Below are 16,429 nucleotides of genomic sequence, written 5' to 3' on the forward strand. Positions count from 1 at the left end.
TAGGTTTTATGCAAAAGCGCACCATTACTATTGAATTTGCTAACCGGCCACTGAGTATAACTGTCGGAGAGATGGCAAAGCAGGCCGACGGCAGTGTGCTTGTTCAATACGCCGACACGGCCGTTTTGGTTACGGCGGTTGCTGAAAGAAAGGAGACGGACCTAGATTTTCTTCCCCTTACAGTCAATTACCAAGAGATGTCATACGCGGCTGGACGTTTTCCCGGGGGTTTTTTTAAAAGAGAGGGAAGACCATCGGACAGAGAAATCCTCATATCAAGACTCATCGATAGACCCTTAAGACCCCTTTTTCCCAAAGGCTTTAACAGAGAAGTCCAGATTATTGCAACGGTCCTTAGTGCCGACCAGGAGAATGACCCGGCCATCCTTGGGATAATTGGAGCTTCTTGTGCGCTTACTTTATCCGAAATACCCTTCGAAGGCCCAATTGCTGGTGTAAAGATAGGAAGGAAAAACGGATCATTCATCATTAATCCCACAACCTCCGAGATGGAAGAGAGCGACATGGAAATAGTTGTAGCGGGTACGAAGGATGCGATCATAATGGTTGAGGGAGGGGCTAAATTTGTAAAAGGCGAAGACCTGATTGACGCGGTCCATTTTGGACACAAAAGCATGCTCCCATTGATAGAATGTCAGGAAAGGCTAAAAGAAGAACTAGGAATAAAAAAGTGGATCTTTGTCGAACCAGAGATAAGAAAAGAACTAAAAGAAGAGGTTAAAGAAAAAATCAAAGATGACATAAACGAGGCATTAGCTATACCCGAAAAGAAAAAAAGGAGGGAGAGACTAAAGGAGATAAAGGAGAGTCTTTCAAAACTCTATCCGGATGTGAGTGTTAAAGATCTCGGAAAGATATTTGACGACGTACTAAGGGAACTTATGCGAGAAAAGCTGCTCACTACCGGTTTGCGGATTGATGGACGGAAGCCCAATGAGATAAGGGCAGTGGAAGCAAAGGTTGGAATCTTTCCGAGGACTCATGGTTCAGCTCTCTTCACAAGAGGAGAAACCCAGGCATTAGCTATAACAACCTTCGGTACTTCCGAAGACGAGCAAAAAGTTGAATCTCTACTCGAAGGCGAAGTCTTCAAAGCATTCATGGTCCATTACAATTTTCCGCCATTTTCCGTTGGAGAGGTAGCTCCCCTTAGGGCACCCACAAGGAGGGAAATTGGACATGGCTATCTAGCGGAGAGAGCTCTCTCCCCTATACTTCCGCCAAAGGACGAATTTCCCTACACCATAAGAATAGTTTCAGAGATTCTGGAATCTAATGGATCTTCCTCCATGGCTACGGTCTGTAGTGGGTGTCTTTCTTTGATGGATGCAGGCGTTCCGATAAAGGAACCCGTTGCAGGTATAGCGATGGGTCTCGTAAAAGAGGGAGACAGAGAGATCATTCTCTGGGACATACTGGGGGATGAAGACCATTTGGGCGATATGGACTTTAAAATTGCGGGATCCAAAAGGGGTGTAACAGCTATCCAGATGGATCTCAAGATAAAGGGCATAACAAAAGACACAATGCTCAGGGTCGTAAAAGAGGCTCAGGAAGGCATAGAAAAAATACTATCCATCATGACTCAGGTCATGCCAAAACCCAGAGAGAAACTGTCTCCTTACGCTCCAAGGATTCTCACGGTCAAGATAAACCCTGAAAAGATAAGGGACATAATTGGCCCCGGTGGAAAAGTGATAAAGAGCATAATAGACCAAACAGGTGTAAAGATTGACATAGAAGATTCAGGGATGATAAAAGTGGCCTCCCACAATGAGGCTTCAGCACTTAGGGCAATTGAGTTGATAAAAGAAGCAGCAAGGGAGGTTGAGCTCGGAGCTATCTACCAGGGCAAGGTTAAAAGGATAGTTGATTCTGGGGTAATCGTTGAGATATGGCCGGGCTCGGACGGTTTCGTCCACATAAGCCAGCTTGCAGACGGATACATAAGGAGGATTCAGGACATAGTGAAAGAAGGGGACACGATCCCTGTGAAGGTCATAGAGATAGATCAGTTTGGAAGGATCAAACTTTCGAGGAAAGCTGCCCTCAGGGAAAGAAAATGAAAAGAGATGTTCAGAAAGACAGTTCTCAATAATGGTCTTACTGTAATAACCGAGTCAGTTCCACATTTTTCAACCGTTTCAATTGGAATGTGGTGGAAGACAGGGGGAAGATATGAGAATCCCCAAAATAATGGGATCTCTCACTTTATCGAACATATGCTTTTCAAAGGAACAGAAAAGAGGTCTGCTTACGAGATAGCTAGAGAAATTGATGCGGTTGGTGGGACGATCAATGCTTTTACGGGGAAAGAGTATTCATGTCTTTATGCCAAAGTTTTAAGAAAGGACGTGGATCTTTGCCTCGATATTCTATCCGATATGTACAGGCACTCTCTTTTTTCGGATGAGGACATAGAGAAAGAGAAGTATGTCGTCACACAGGAGATAAGAATGATCGAGGATAACCCGGAAGAGTACATATTCGACTTTTTCTACGCAAATTATTTTAAGAATCACGGTCTAGGTCTTCCAATCTTGGGAAATAAAGAAAATGTGGAATCCTTTAGGCGTGATATTTTGATGGAGCATTTCAAAATGAATTATTCTCCCGAAAAAATGGTCATTACTGCCTCGGGAAGGATAGAACACGAGGAATTTTTAAAAAAAATTGAGACCCTGTTTGGATCAATAGAAAATGAAGAGGCTTCCATTCAAATTGATGACCCTGTACCTAAGTCTCAAACAACGATTGACGTCTTTCGCAAGGACTTAGAGAGCCTATACATCCTTGTAGGAACAGAAGGTGTAAGTCAGATAGATGAAAAGAGGTACATATTATATTTGCTTAATGCCATATTCGGAGGAAGCATGAGTTCTCGCCTGTTCCAAGAGATCAGGGAGAAAAGAGGCCTTGTTTACTCCATATACTCATACGTTAACTGTTACTTCGACACCGGAACTTTTGGCGTGTCAACATCGACTTCACCCGGTGATGCGCATGAGGTAATAAAGCTCATAAAGAAAGAGATTTTGACCCTAAAGGAGAAAGGGATCTCCGAAAGCGAGCTCAGATTCGCCAAAGAGCATATAAAGGGAAACCTACACATAAGTCTGGAGAACACCGAGGCTAGGATGGGTAGAATCGCAAAAAACGAGATTTACTTCGGTAGATACATACCTGTTAGAGAGACTCTAAGGGCTATAGATAAAGTCACCGTCCGGGACGTTAACGAGCTGGCAAGAGAAATATTTAGTTGCTTTGATAAAATTTCTCTCGTTATTCTCGGTGATACTGACATAGAACCGATAAAGGAGATATGGCTAAACTAGAGATACGTTTTTCGAAGAGACCTGAGGCGAAGACACCAATTTACGGAACCCCTTCCTCTTCGGGTTTAGATCTGTTTTCATGTCTTGAAGAACCTATAGTGATTGAACCAAAGAAATGGGCCGTTATTCCGACCGGTATTAGATTGGCTATTCCTGAGGGATACGAAGGGGAGATAAGGCCAAGAAGCGGGTTAGCTTTAAAGTATGGAGTAACCGTGCTTAACTCACCGGGCACAATCGACTCTGACTACAGGGGAGAATTGAAGGTCATTCTCATAAATCATGGGGAAAGCCCCTTTTATGTTGAGAACGGTATGAGGATTGCCCAGCTCGTGATAAGGAAGGTCGAAAGGGTTGAGCTTGTAGAAGATAGATCTTTACCTGAAACGGACAGGGGGGAAGGTGGTTTTGGCTCAACCGGGATCAAGTGATGGTAAGCTTCGATGAGATTCTCGATAGCTATATAACCTATCTCACAGCAGAAAAGGGAGCGTCACTAAACACAATAGAATCTTACACAAGGGACATAATCTCTTATTTAGAGTTTGCAAAAAACGCTCAAGAGGAGTTACATAAGAGAGAGACGGTTGAGAAATTTGTTGTGCATCTGAGAAAAAAAGGTCTAAAGCCAAGAAGTATCTCCAGATACATCTCTTCACTTAAAGGGTTTTTTAACTTTATGGTAGGAGAGGAATATCTAAAAGAGAATCCTCTGTGTGACTTTGAACGTCCAAAGATAAATCCTCCCTATCCCTGTGTGCTTTCGGAAGAGGAGATAGAGTCCCTACTCCTTTTGCCGAATGACACAAAAACCGGACTTAGGGATAGAACGATGCTTGAACTTCTTTATGCGACAGGGATTCGGGTTTCAGAACTTATAAACCTTAAAAAGAGTGACGTCAATATCGACGCCGGATTCATAGTGACTGTTGGTAAAAGGTCGAAAGAAAGGATAATCCCGCTAAATAGGCATTCAGTTGAGGCACTGAAGGAATACTTTGAGAAGGTGAAACCGAAAGGAAAGTATCTCTTTCCAAACAGGAAGGGAGAAAGACTGTCGAGGCAAGCAATCTGGAAGATCATAAAGAAATACGCAAAAGCCATCCATCGGAAGAAAGTCTCTCCCCACACCATAAGACATACCTTTGCCAGTCACCTAATCCAAGGAGGAGCAGATTTAAGGTCGGTTCAAGTCCTTTTGGGTCACGAAGATATCTCAACGACCCAGATTTACACTCACATAGACAAGAGGCGCCTAAAAGAGATCCACAAGAAGTACCATCCAAGATCTTAAATGAAGGTCATAACAACGCACACATCCGCAGACTTCGATTCCTTATCTTCAATGATTGCAGCAAAAAAGATCTACCCTGATGCGGTGCTTGTTTTTCCAGGTTCACAGGAAAAGTCTTTAAGGGATTTTTTGATTCGATCCACCCTTTACGCGTTAAATATCACAAAGATAAAGGATATAGACCTAGACTCAGTAGACACACTCATTTTAGTTGACACAAGACAGAGATCGAGGATCGGAGATTTTGCAAAGATTCTTAAGAAAAGCGACTTAAAGATCCACATATACGACCACCACCCACCAACAGATGACGACATAAAGGGCGAGGTGGAATATATCAGAAATACCGGCGCTGCAGTTACAATTCTAGTTAACATCTTAAAGGAGAGACAGATTCCGATTTCGGCTGAAGAGGCAACGATCATGATGTTAGGAATTTACGAGGAGACGGGAAGTTTCACTTACCCCTCTACGAAGACTGATGACTTTGAGGCCGCATCGTATTTGCTTTCCAAAGGTGCGAATCTCAATGTGGTTTCTGACATGCTCGTTAAAGAGCTTACAGCTGAACACGTTGTCCTCTTAAACGAACTTATTAGTAACGCCACGAGCCACAACATAAACGGAGTGAACGTAGTTATAACAGAGTGCATGTTGAGTCATTACGTAGGTGAAGTAGCACTCGTTGTTCACAAACTCAGGGATATGGAAAACTTGAATGTGATATTTGCCCTGATTGGTCTTGAAGACCGGGTCTTCATCATTGGGAGAAGCAGAATCCCAGAAATAGACGTGGGATATCTTCTTACTTTTTTTGGAGGGGGAGGCCATAAGGAGGCAGGATCTGCCACAGTGAAAGGAAAAACTACGATGGAAGTGAAAGAAGACCTCATAAAGGTACTTAAAGCCAACGTAAGAGTTGTCTTTCGGGCGAAGGATGTGATGTTTTTCCCGGTAAAATACGTGGAAGCCAATGAATCGATAGATTCTGCGAGAGAAACGATGGTTAAATACGGTATAAACGCTATGCCTGTTATGGAAGAAGATAAAGTGGTGGGGATAGTGACAAGGCAGATTGCGGAAAAGGCTTGCTTTCATGATTTGGGACATATGCCCGTAAAAGAGTACATGGTAAGTGAGATAAAAACTGTAAAAGAGGACGACCCGATAGATCTCGTGAGGGACGTCCTTCTTTTCTCGAACCAGAGATTTCTTCCTGTTTTGAGAGATGGGAGACTTGTGGGAGGAATAACGAGAACTGATCTTTTAAGACTTGTGGAAAGTAACTCTAACGTTGTGTCGGAGCAGCCCTACCTCGAAAAGAGAAGAACCATTAAGCATCTTTTACAGGAAAGAATCAAGGGAGACATATTCGAAAGGTTAAAAAAACTAGGCGAAATTGCAGATACAATGGGCTACAGGGCATACATTGTTGGGGGCTTTGTAAGGGATCTCCTTTTGAAGAGGGAAAATTACGATGTGGACATTGTAATTGAAGGGGATGGGATAAAGTTCGCAAAAGAGGTAAAGAGAATCCTGTCAGTCAAGTTAAGGGAACATGTAGAGTTTGGGACTGCAACGCTTTACTACCCGGATGGTTTCAAAGTGGACGTAGCCACTTGCCGTGTAGAATACTACAAAGAGCCTGGCTCACTTCCAGTAGTTGAAAGAGGCTCATTGAAACTTGACCTATCAAGAAGGGACTTTACGATAAACACCCTTGCCATATCTATCAACCAAAACACATTTGGAGAACTCATCGATTACTTTGGAGGTCAAAGGGACATAAAAGAGGGAACGGTACGGGTTCTCCACAGTCTCAGTTTTGTTGAAGATCCAACAAGGATTCTCAGGGCAATAAGATTTGAACATAGATTCGGTTTCAAAATAAGCAAACACACTATGAATCTCATAAAGAATGCGGTAAGAACAGGATTTCTATCCAAAGTAGAAGGAATAAGGATCTGGAACGAGTTGAGACTCTGCCTTATGGAACCCACCCCTGAGAAAATAATGAAGAGACTCAGCGAACTTGGCGTACTGTCTTCCATATACGAGGAACTTTTATTCGACGAAAAGAAATACAGGCTCTTTGAGGAGATAGCCTCAATCCACAGGTGGTACGAATTACTATACAAAGACAAGCCTGCTCAAAAAATACACATGTATCTTATCGCTTTGATCCACGACATGCCTAAGAACCGTATGGACGATTTCATGGAGAGACTTGAACTCGGTGAGTCACTTAAAAGCAAGTTGAGATCGGATATAGCTTCTCTTTGTAATTTTAAAAACCTCGTTTCGAAGTTTAAGGATATGAAAAAAAGTGAAATTGCAAAAGTTTTAAGGGAGATGTCGCAGGAAGCGATTCTTTTTGCGATGGCATCCAGTGAAGATGAGGCGTTAAGAAAAACTATATCGAACTATATCACTACCCTTTCATACGTTAAGCCGGAAATTACGGGCGTGGATTTAAAAGCAATGGGATTGAAACCGGGTCCGATCTTCAAGGAGATCTTGGAAAACATAAGAGACCTTAAGATAGACGGTCTTTTAAAAAGCAAAGACGATGAGATTAGGTACGCACTGAGTTATATAAACGATGCTAGCTGAGCTTTTAATCCCTTCCCTCAACGTGAGACTAGCCTCATACGAGGGTCCTTTATCGGTAATTCCGCTTCTAGTAAAGAGAAACCGGTTGAGCATCTGGGAAGTGCCTCTGTGTCAGATAACAGAAAAATTCATGGATTACGTTGAAGCAGCAAGGGAGATGAATTTAAAGATAGTTGAGGAATTTATCGATGTTGTCTCTTTACTTATGGTCCTAAAATCTAGGGCCCTCATCAATTTTGAGGAAAAAAAGAACGATGTCGAAGAAAAACCTTTGGAAAACATATGTGAACACGAGGTCTTAAAAAAATGGGCATCCGTGCTTGAAGAGTTGCCCCTTCTTAACAGAGATACTTTTAATCGTGGGAGATCTGTAATCACCCAGAGGGGTGATTTTGATCTCTATAATCTTTTTATGACCTTTTTTGAAATTGTAAAAAGGGAACAGGTGAAATGTATTGAAATAAAACCTATAAAGCCAGCTCTTCAAGAGATTTTTTCGGAGCTTGAGGAGAAGATTTCAAAAAGAGGAATTTACATATTTGACGCAACAGATGGGGCAGACCTTTCCACAAAAATAGCGACTGTTTTATCGATGTTGGAAATGGTTAAAAGAAAAGTTGCGAGAATCATCCAGTATAGACCCTTTGGAAAAATTATACTAAAAAGGAGAGAGACGCTATGACCAAAAAGAGAGTTGTGCTTCTCATACTTTTTGTATTTCTCGGCACTCTCATTTTGGGTTCGATCCTTGCCAGATTCACGATAAAAAGAATCGGGGTCATAGAGGTGGAAGGGGTGATAACTGACTCAAAGGAGATACTTGAACAGATTGAAAAATTTAGGGAGGATGAAACGATAAAAGGGGTGGTAGTTAGGATAGAGTCTCCTGGTGGCGCCTCCGCATCTTGTCAGGAAATACACGGAGAACTAAAGAAGCTGAGAGAAAAGAAAAAGGTTTTTGTATCAATGGGATCTGTGTGTGCTTCAGGTGGATATTACATTGCGGTTGCAGGTGAAAGGATCTACGCGATGCCATCCACAATAACCGGAAGTATAGGAGTGCTCATGGAGCAGATAGTCATAGAAGATTTGCTAAAAAAAATAGGACTTCAAACGACTACCATAAAGGCTGGAGAATTCAAAGATACTGGCAGCCCTTTTAGGAAAATGAAGGAGGAAGAGAAAATCTATCTCAAAGGAATAATAGACGCAATCCACGAACAGTTCATAGAAGATGTGGCGAAAGGAAGGAACATCCCGATCGACAAGGCAAAAAAGTTAGGTGACGGAAGGATCTTTACTGGAAAGATGGCGAAAGAATACGGACTCGTCGACGAAATAGGCACCTTTTACGACGCTCTCGAAGATCTAAGGGTCGCGCTCAACATAAAAGAAAAACCTGAAATCGTTTACGCCAAAAAGAAGATCTCCATCTTTGAATGGTTGTTGTCCACCTTCTTTGAGGAGTTTATTAAGAAAGGATTAATAAGTGGGGTGGGCTAGTCCCTTTTTAAAAAAATCAAATAACGGAGGTAACCATGGAGATAAAGGCCATTCCGGTCGAAATCCCAGAGGGTGCAAATATCATAATAGGACAGGCCCATTTCATGAAAACCGTGGAGGACTTGTACGAGATTTTAGCTTCATCCTCTCCTTCTTTGAGATTTGGGATTGCATTTTCTGAGGCATCAGGGCCATGCCTTGTACGATGTGAAGGGAACGACGATGAGCTTATAAAGAAAGCTGCAGAGACGAGTCTTTTGATCTCGTGTGGCCACTCTTTCGTAATATACCTTAAAGATGGCTATCCTATAAACGTCTTGAATGCTATAAAGGCTTGCCAGGAGGTATGTCACATTATATGTGCAACAGCGAATCCGCTAAAAATAATTGTAGCTGAGGACGAACAGGGAAGAGGGATAATAGGCGTCATTGATGGTTTTAAACCGAAGGGTGTGGAAAAGGAAGAGGATAGAAAGGCTAGAAAGGAATTTTTAAGGAAGATCAAGTACAAGCTTTAATTTGGGAATCTTATTGATTGTTGGGTCTATCTGTGTTACTTTCAATTACCCAATGGAGGAATTTTACAGAATTTCAAGACTACCTCCCTATATTTTTGGGATCATAAGGGACCTTCTCATAGAAGCGAGAAGGCGAGGGGAAGATATTATCGATTTGGGCATGGGAAATCCGGATATTCCTACTCCTAAGCAGATAGTGGCAAAACTTGTGGAAGCAGCAAAAAATCCTAAAAACCACCGATACTCTGTAACAAAGGGAATTTATAAGTTAAGAGTTGCGATCTCACAATGGTACAAAAGGAAATATAACGTTGATATCGATCCTGAAACTGAGGTAGTGGTGACAATGGGAGCGAAAGAAGGGTTAGGGCACCTTGTCCTTGCAACCATAACTCATGGTGATACTGTGATAGTTCCCAGCCCTGCATATCCGATTCATACTTACTCTGTAGTTATAGCAGGAGGGGATTTAAGGACAATCCCTCTCCTTCCTCTGAATGGTTTCTTCGAAAGGTTAGAAAGTGCAGTTAAATCTCAATGGCCAAAACCGAAGATGGTAATTGTAAGTTTTCCAAATAACCCGACAACTGCCACAGTGGAGATTGACTTCTTCAAAAAACTGGTTGCCTTTGCAAAGGAATACGGCCTTATGGTTGTGCACGATATCGCATATGCCGATATAGTTTTTGATAACTACAGGGCACCTAGTTTTCTGGAAGTAGAAGGCGCAAAAGATGTGGGAGTAGAGTTTTTCTCCCTTTCAAAGAGTTACAGCATGCCAGGTTGGAGGGTTGGATTTGCGGCTGGAAATACAAAGATGATAAATGCACTTGGGAGGATTAAGAGTTATTTCGATTATGGGATGTTCCAGCCTATCCAAATTGCCTCAATCATCGCCCTAAATGAATGTGACAACGAGGTCAAAGAAATCGTAGAGAAGTATAGAAGAAGGCGGGATGTTCTCTGCGAAGGGCTTTCGAGATACGGATGGATTGTAGAAAAACCTAAGGCTACAATGTTTGTATGGGCAAAGATCCCTGAACCTTTCAGGGAGATGGGATCCTTTGAATTCTCAAAGTTACTGCTCAAAGAGGCGAAGGTTGCAACTTCACCTGGGATTGGTTTTGGGGAGTACGGAGAAGGGTATATAAGGTTCGCATTAGTTGAGAACGAACACCGGATAAGACAAGCAGTAAAAGGTATAAGGAATCTTCTCTTTTCAGCTAGGAAGAAATGATAAAAGTAGGGATTATAGGGTTTGGAACAGTCGGGGAGGGGACCGTAAAAATTCTCAGGGAGAGTCAAAACCTCATAAAAAAGAGAACAGGCCTAGATGTGAGGCTAGTAAAGATAGCCGATACAGATCTCGAAAAGAGAAGGCGAGTGAAAGTGGAAGAGGACCTTTTGACAGAAAATGCCTTTGAAATCATAGAAGATAAAGAGATTGACATAGTTGTTGAACTTATAGGGGGCATACATCCAGCCTACGAGTATATCTGTGAAGCGCTAAAACGGGGTAAATGGGTCGTGACGGCAAATAAGGCATTACTGGCGGAGAAAGGAATAGAGATCTTTAAACTCGCTAAAGAAAAAAACTGTGAAGTTGGATTCGAGGCATCCGTATGCGGCGGAATCCCAGTAATAAAGGCGATAAGGGACGGTCTAATAGGCAACAGAATAACTTCAATCCTCGGTATTTTGAACGGCACGAGTAACTATATTCTTACAAGAATGGAGGAAGAAGAGTCTTCCTTTCATGAAGCTTTGTCGGAAGCTCAAAGATCCGGATTCGCCGAAAAAGATCCATCTCTGGATGTAGATGGAATAGATGCGGCACACAAACTTTCAATCCTCATCCTTGTGGCCTTCCATCACCCTGTGAGTACGAAAGAGGTTGCCATAAGGGGGATCAGGAAGATAGATAAGGTAGATATAAAGTTTGCCAAAGAGTTTGGGTACAAGATAAAACTTCTCGCAGTGGCAAAGCTTGTTGGAGATGAGATTGAAGCTAGGGTTGAACCGGTTATGCTTCCTCTTGACCACCCTTTAAGTAGTGTTGACGGAGTTTACAATGGAGTTTACATAGTTGGCGACAGAACAGGGCCGAACCTGTACTATGGAAAAGGTGCAGGGGGAGACCCAACCGGAAGTGCAGTTGTAAGTGATATACTCGATATGGCCATGAGGATGGAGGCAGGACGAAGGATTCCGAGAATTCCAGTGATTTCAGATGAGATAAAAGGAATAAAAAAGGTGGATGAAGCCTACGCCCCTTTTTACATGAGGTTTATAGCCGAAGATAGACCGGGTGTTCTCTCTAAAATATCAGGTGTACTCGCAGAATATAACATAAGCATCCAGGCAGTGATTCAAAAGGGAAGGAAGGAAGGGGGATGGGTTCCAATTGTGATGCTTCTCCATGAGGCAGAAGAAGCTTCGCTAAAAAAAGCAAAGGAAGAGATAGATCGTCTACCTTTTATAAAGGAAGAGAGTCTGTATCTCAGGATAGAAGAACTGAACATATGAAGTACCTAGTACTTATCGGTGATGGAATGGCAGATTTTCCGCTGGAAGAACTGGGCGGAAAGACTCCTCTGATGGTCGCAAAAAAAAGGTACATGGATATGATGGCTCAAAGAGGTATCTCTGGTAGGGTGATAACCGTACCGGAAGGTTTTCCCCCTGGAAGTGATATCGCCTGCATGTCCCTTTTTGGATACGATCCGAGGATTTATTATACCGGTAGAGCTCCTATTGAATTTTACGGAATGGGCTATGATATGGAAAAAGACGATGTGGCCTTCAGATGCAACCTCGTGTACCTTATAGAGACTGAGGATGGACTGATAATGGGGGACTATAGCGGAGGGCATATCCCCAGGGACGAGGCAATTTCTCTGATCTCGGCACTCAACGCTAAGCTAAAAGATAAAGAGATCTCATTCTTTCCGGGCATGGGTTACAGAAACATAATGCTCTGGAAGAATGGAAAATGGATGATGGAAACAACACCTCCCCACGATATTCAAGGAAAGAGGATCGATAATTTTGTCCCTAGGGGTGAAGGAGCCAGTTTTCTTATCGAAATCATGGAGAAGGCAAGGAATGTGCTTAAGGATCACGAAACGAATAAAAGACGGATTATGAGAGGGGATCATCCTGCCAATTCCATCTGGCTTTGGGGACAAGGAAAGAAGGGAGACTTCGTACCTTTTAAAGAAAGATTCAGAATGGATGGAGCAACTGTCTGTGCAGTCGATCTTATAAAGGGTATAAGTAGGCTTGCAGGTCTTTTTACGCCTTATGTTGAAGGAGCAACCGGTTATCTCGATACAGACTACTCGGCCAAAGCAAAGAAGGCTATAGAGCTTCTCAGTGAGTTCGATGTGGTCTATGTTCATGTAGAGGCACCCGATGAGGCATCACACGAAGGAAAGATTGAGGAAAAGATAAAAGCGATAGAGAACATAGACTCCAAGATCCTAGGGCCCATATACGAGGAAAAAGGGGATGAGGTGAGATTTTTAATTGTGACAGACCATTATACGCCCATACCGCTTAGGACCCATTATGCCAATCCGACCCCCTTTGTGATATTCGATGAAAGGGCAGAAAAGAGCAAAAGTGATCAAAGGTACGATGAGACAATCGGAGATCCCCTTTTAGACGCAAGAGATTTACTCTCCCTCTTTTTTGGAAAAGATTTGCCATGAGGCAGAAGATAATATTCGTTACAGGTGGAGTTGTCTCTTCCCTGGGGAAAGGCATCGCATCTGCATCTATTGGAGCCCTTTTGGAGTCGAGAGGGCTTACTGTCTCTCTCAAAAAGCTCGATCCATATATAAATGTCGATCCTGGGACTATGAACCCTTTTCAGCACGGAGAGGTCTTTGTGACCGAGGATGGTGCAGAAACGGACCTCGACCTTGGCCACTACGAAAGATTCACAAACGCGAAGATAACCCAAAAGAACAATTTCACAACAGGCCAAATTTACGACACGGTGATCTCAAGAGAGAGAAAGGGAGAGTATCTGGGTGGCACGGTCCAGGTGATTCCGCACATAACCGATGAAATTAAAAGGAGGATACTCGATGTAGAAGAGAACGTCGATGTACTTATAGTAGAGATCGGAGGAACGGTTGGAGACATAGAAAGTTTGCCTTTTCTTGAAGCGATAAGACAGCTAAGAAACGATCTTGGCAAAGAGAACACCCTTTTTGTTCATCTTACTTTGGTCCCTTATATAAAAACTGCCGACGAGATGAAGACCAAACCGACCCAACACAGTGTTAAGGAGTTAAGAGAGATAGGGATCCAGCCCGACATAATCATCTGTCGGACTGAAAAGCCCCTCTCCAAAGAACTCAAAGAAAAGATAGCCCTTTTCTGCAATGTTCAAAGGGATGCAGTTATCACTGCACTGGATACGGATATTGTATATGAGGTGCCTGTTCTTTTTCACAAAGAGGGCCTCGACGACAAAATCACAGAGATGCTGAACATATGGGCGAAAAGACCTGATCTTGAGAAATGGGAAAAGATTATCCATGCCATAAAGAATCCGAAGAGATCCGTAGATATAGCTATGGTTGGTAAGTACGTAAGATTCAAGGACTCATATAAAAGCTTAAATGAGGCATTAGTTCACGGTGGGATAGAAAATAACTGTCGGGTAAATGTTCACTACATAGATTCTGAACTTTTAGAAAAAGAGGACTTTTCGTTGCTTCAAAACGTAGACGGAATATTGGTACCGGGTGGGTTCGGTGAAAGGGGTATTGAGGGAAAGATCCTTGCGATAAAATACGCCAGAGAGAAAAACATACCCTTTTTAGGTCTCTGTTTGGGAATGCAGCTTGCAGTAATTGAGGTGGCAAGGAATGTGCTGGGTTACAAAGAAGCGCATAGTACCGAATTTAACGAATCGACTCCCCACCCAGTAATCTATCTAATAGAGGAATGGGTCGATAGAGAATCGAAAATCCAAAGGAGGGACAAGTATTCAGACAAGGGTGGGACCATGAGGCTCGGTTCCTATCCATGCAAAATAAAGGTAGGAAGCTTGGCTCATAAGGCATACCAACAGGAGCTTGTTTACGAAAGGCACAGACACCGTTACGAAGTTAATATGCGGTATAGAGAAGAACTTGAAAAAGCAGGTCTCGAAATAACAGGTATTTCACCGGATGAAAAATTCGCTGAGATAGTTGAGTATAGGCCACACCCATGGTTTGTTGGCTGTCAATTCCATCCAGAGTTTCAGTCTAAACCGTTCAAACCGCATCCCCTAATTAAGGAGTTTATCAGAGCTTCCGTTAAGTACAGGCAGGAAAGGAAAAAATGGAAAAAAAAGTAAGAGTTTGGAATGTTGAAGTCGGTTCAAGACCTTTCGTTTTCATAGGTGGTCCTTGCGTTATAGAGGGGGAGTACATAACTCTGAAGACGGCAGAAGAGTTAAAAAAAATAACGGAGGAACTTTCGATCCCATTCATATTCAAGTCGTCTTACGACAAAGCAAACAGAACGTCGATTTCAAGTTTTAGAGGGCCAGGCCTAAAAGAGGGGTTGCGGATATTAAAAAAAGTCAGGGAAGAGGTGGGGGTACCGGTTCTTACGGATGTTCATTCCGTACAGGAAATCGAAGAAGTTAAGGAAGTTGTGGATGTTTTACAGGTACCTGCTCTCCTCTCAAGGCAAACTGACCTCCTTCTTGCATGCGGGAGATCTAAAAAACCAGTAAACATAAAGAAAGGCCAATTTATGTCTCCGTACGATGTGAAATACGCGATAGAGAAAGTTGAAAAGACTGGATGTGAATCCATAATGGTGACAGAAAGGGGAACCTGTTTCGGATACAGAAACTTAATTTGCGACTTCAGATCTATACCTATTATGAAGGATTTTGGATATCCGGTGATATTCGATGCCACTCACAGCGTTCAGACTCCAGGAGGAATGGGCGATAAATCTGGGGGAGATAGGAGGTTCGCCTTTCCCTTAGCAAGATGCGCGATTGCCTGCGGAGCAGATGGGATCTTCATGGAGGTTCATCCGGACCCTGACAGGGCGCTTTGCGACGCAGAAAACTCTGTGGCTTTAAAAGATTTAAAGGAGATACTTGAAGTGCTAAAGGATATAGAGGAAGCTGTATGGACAAAAAAGAGGTAGACTCTATTGTTAAACTGGGCAAAGAAGTCCTAAAAAAAGAGGCGGAAGCTATTTTGAAGGTAATGGAAGAACTGGATGAAAACTTCTATAAAGCCGTACAACTTATAGAATCCTGCAAGGGAAGGATTATCGTTTCGGGCATGGGCAAGTCCGGAATCATATGCAAAAAGATAGCTGCTACTCTTACAAGTATCGGTAGCCCGGCCATATTTTTACATCCTGCGGATTCATTGCACGGAGATCTAGGAATGTTGCGGAAAGGAGATTGTGTGGTGATCGTAAGCCGGAGTGGAGAAACGGAAGAGATCATAAGGATCCTACCCCTTATAAAACGGATAGACCTTTCTACCATAGTAATAACTGGCAACATGGATTCGACCATAGCAAAATACGGAGATGTCGTTTTGAAAATAGACGTTGATGAAGCATGCCCTTTTAACATAATCCCCACATCCAGCACGACCGCATCCCTTGCCCTTGGAGATGCGATAGCCGTAGCCATAATGGCAATAAGAAAGGTAAAATTAGAAGACTTCGCATGCTTCCATCCAGGTGGTACAATAGGAAGAAAGCTACTACTCAAAGTTGAAGATCTTATGCACACTGGTGATGAGATGCCGAAGGTCTACCAAGACACCCTTATGAAGGACACGATCTTAGAGATAACCTCAAAAAGACTAGGTGTGACCGGTGTTTATAACAGAAACGAGGAGCTCGTTGGGGTCATAACCGATGGCGATCTGAGAAGGGGGATAGAAAAGTACAAAAACCAATTCCTTGAGAAGACCGCGTCAGAGGTCATGACATCGAATCCGAAAACGATACTGAAGGAGAGTCTCGCCACAGATGCCCTAAAAAAGATGGAGCATTACGCTATCACTTCCCTTTTCGTACTTGAGAAGGAGGGGGACAAAAGACCTGTCGGAATAATACATATCCACGATCTTTTAAAGGCAAAAATAGTTTAAGGTTCG

General features: G+C 42.8%; 14 protein-coding genes. All 14 read left to right on the plus strand.

What is annotated here, in order from left to right:
* Window positions 1–8: 8 nt before the first annotated feature.
* From pnp to NZ583_03420, 14 genes are read left to right on the plus strand one after another with little or no spacing between them, the layout of a single operon-like run.
* A complete protein-coding gene (gene pnp / locus NZ583_03355) occupies window positions 9–2,087 on the plus strand; it encodes a polyribonucleotide nucleotidyltransferase (protein MCS7280650.1) in 2,079 nt (692 codons plus the stop codon).
* 6 nt (window positions 2,088–2,093) lie between these two features.
* Window positions 2,094–3,356 (plus strand): insulinase family protein, encoded by a 1,263-nt coding sequence (locus NZ583_03360; GenBank protein ID MCS7280651.1) that lies wholly within the window; start codon window positions 2,094–2,096, stop codon window positions 3,354–3,356.
* The gene (gene dut / locus NZ583_03365; protein MCS7280652.1) at window positions 3,344–3,787 is read left to right on the plus strand and encodes a dUTP diphosphatase; all 444 of its coding nucleotides are present in this window, start codon (window positions 3,344–3,346) and stop codon (window positions 3,785–3,787) included. Before NZ583_03360 ends, dut begins: the two co-directional genes overlap by 13 nt.
* Window positions 3,787–4,650: a site-specific tyrosine recombinase XerD gene (xerD, locus tag NZ583_03370; GenBank protein MCS7280653.1), complete on the plus strand. Its 864-nt coding sequence runs from the start codon at window positions 3,787–3,789 to the stop codon at window positions 4,648–4,650. The genes dut and xerD overlap by 1 nt, the downstream gene beginning before the upstream one ends.
* Window positions 4,651–7,263: a CBS domain-containing protein gene (locus NZ583_03375; protein ID MCS7280654.1), complete on the plus strand. Its 2,613-nt coding sequence runs from the start codon at window positions 4,651–4,653 to the stop codon at window positions 7,261–7,263.
* Entirely contained in the window at window positions 7,253–7,945 is a 693-nt protein-coding gene (locus NZ583_03380) for a segregation/condensation protein A (protein MCS7280655.1), read from the plus strand. Before NZ583_03375 ends, NZ583_03380 begins: the two co-directional genes overlap by 11 nt.
* A complete protein-coding gene (gene sppA, locus NZ583_03385) occupies window positions 7,942–8,766 on the plus strand; it encodes a signal peptide peptidase SppA (protein MCS7280656.1) in 825 nt (274 codons plus the stop codon). Before NZ583_03380 ends, sppA begins: the two co-directional genes overlap by 4 nt.
* A 35-nt stretch (window positions 8,767–8,801) precedes the next feature.
* Window positions 8,802–9,284, plus strand: coding sequence for an adenosine-specific kinase (locus tag NZ583_03390; GenBank protein MCS7280657.1), 483 nt, complete (start codon window positions 8,802–8,804; stop codon window positions 9,282–9,284).
* A 52-nt stretch (window positions 9,285–9,336) separates the two neighbouring features.
* Window positions 9,337–10,521, plus strand: coding sequence for an aminotransferase class I/II-fold pyridoxal phosphate-dependent enzyme (locus NZ583_03395; protein ID MCS7280658.1), 1,185 nt, complete (start codon window positions 9,337–9,339; stop codon window positions 10,519–10,521).
* Window positions 10,518–11,810: a homoserine dehydrogenase gene (locus tag NZ583_03400; GenBank protein ID MCS7280659.1), complete on the plus strand. Its 1,293-nt coding sequence runs from the start codon at window positions 10,518–10,520 to the stop codon at window positions 11,808–11,810. The genes NZ583_03395 and NZ583_03400 overlap by 4 nt, the downstream gene beginning before the upstream one ends.
* Window positions 11,807–12,997: a cofactor-independent phosphoglycerate mutase gene (locus tag NZ583_03405; GenBank protein MCS7280660.1), complete on the plus strand. Its 1,191-nt coding sequence runs from the start codon at window positions 11,807–11,809 to the stop codon at window positions 12,995–12,997. Before NZ583_03400 ends, NZ583_03405 begins: the two co-directional genes overlap by 4 nt.
* The gene (locus NZ583_03410; GenBank protein MCS7280661.1) at window positions 12,994–14,643 is read left to right on the plus strand and encodes a CTP synthase; all 1,650 of its coding nucleotides are present in this window, start codon (window positions 12,994–12,996) and stop codon (window positions 14,641–14,643) included. The genes NZ583_03405 and NZ583_03410 overlap by 4 nt, the downstream gene beginning before the upstream one ends.
* The gene (gene kdsA, locus NZ583_03415; protein ID MCS7280662.1) at window positions 14,628–15,455 is read left to right on the plus strand and encodes a 3-deoxy-8-phosphooctulonate synthase; all 828 of its coding nucleotides are present in this window, start codon (window positions 14,628–14,630) and stop codon (window positions 15,453–15,455) included. The genes NZ583_03410 and kdsA overlap by 16 nt, the downstream gene beginning before the upstream one ends.
* Window positions 15,437–16,423 (plus strand): KpsF/GutQ family sugar-phosphate isomerase, encoded by a 987-nt coding sequence (locus tag NZ583_03420; GenBank protein ID MCS7280663.1) that lies wholly within the window; start codon window positions 15,437–15,439, stop codon window positions 16,421–16,423. The genes kdsA and NZ583_03420 overlap by 19 nt, the downstream gene beginning before the upstream one ends.
* The last annotated feature ends 6 nt before the right edge of the window (window positions 16,424–16,429 follow it).

The sequence above is a fragment of the Thermodesulfobacteriota bacterium genome (assembly GCA_025062045.1).
Taxonomy (GTDB): Bacteria; Desulfobacterota; Syntrophorhabdia; order Syntrophorhabdales; family JANXAF01; genus JANXAF01.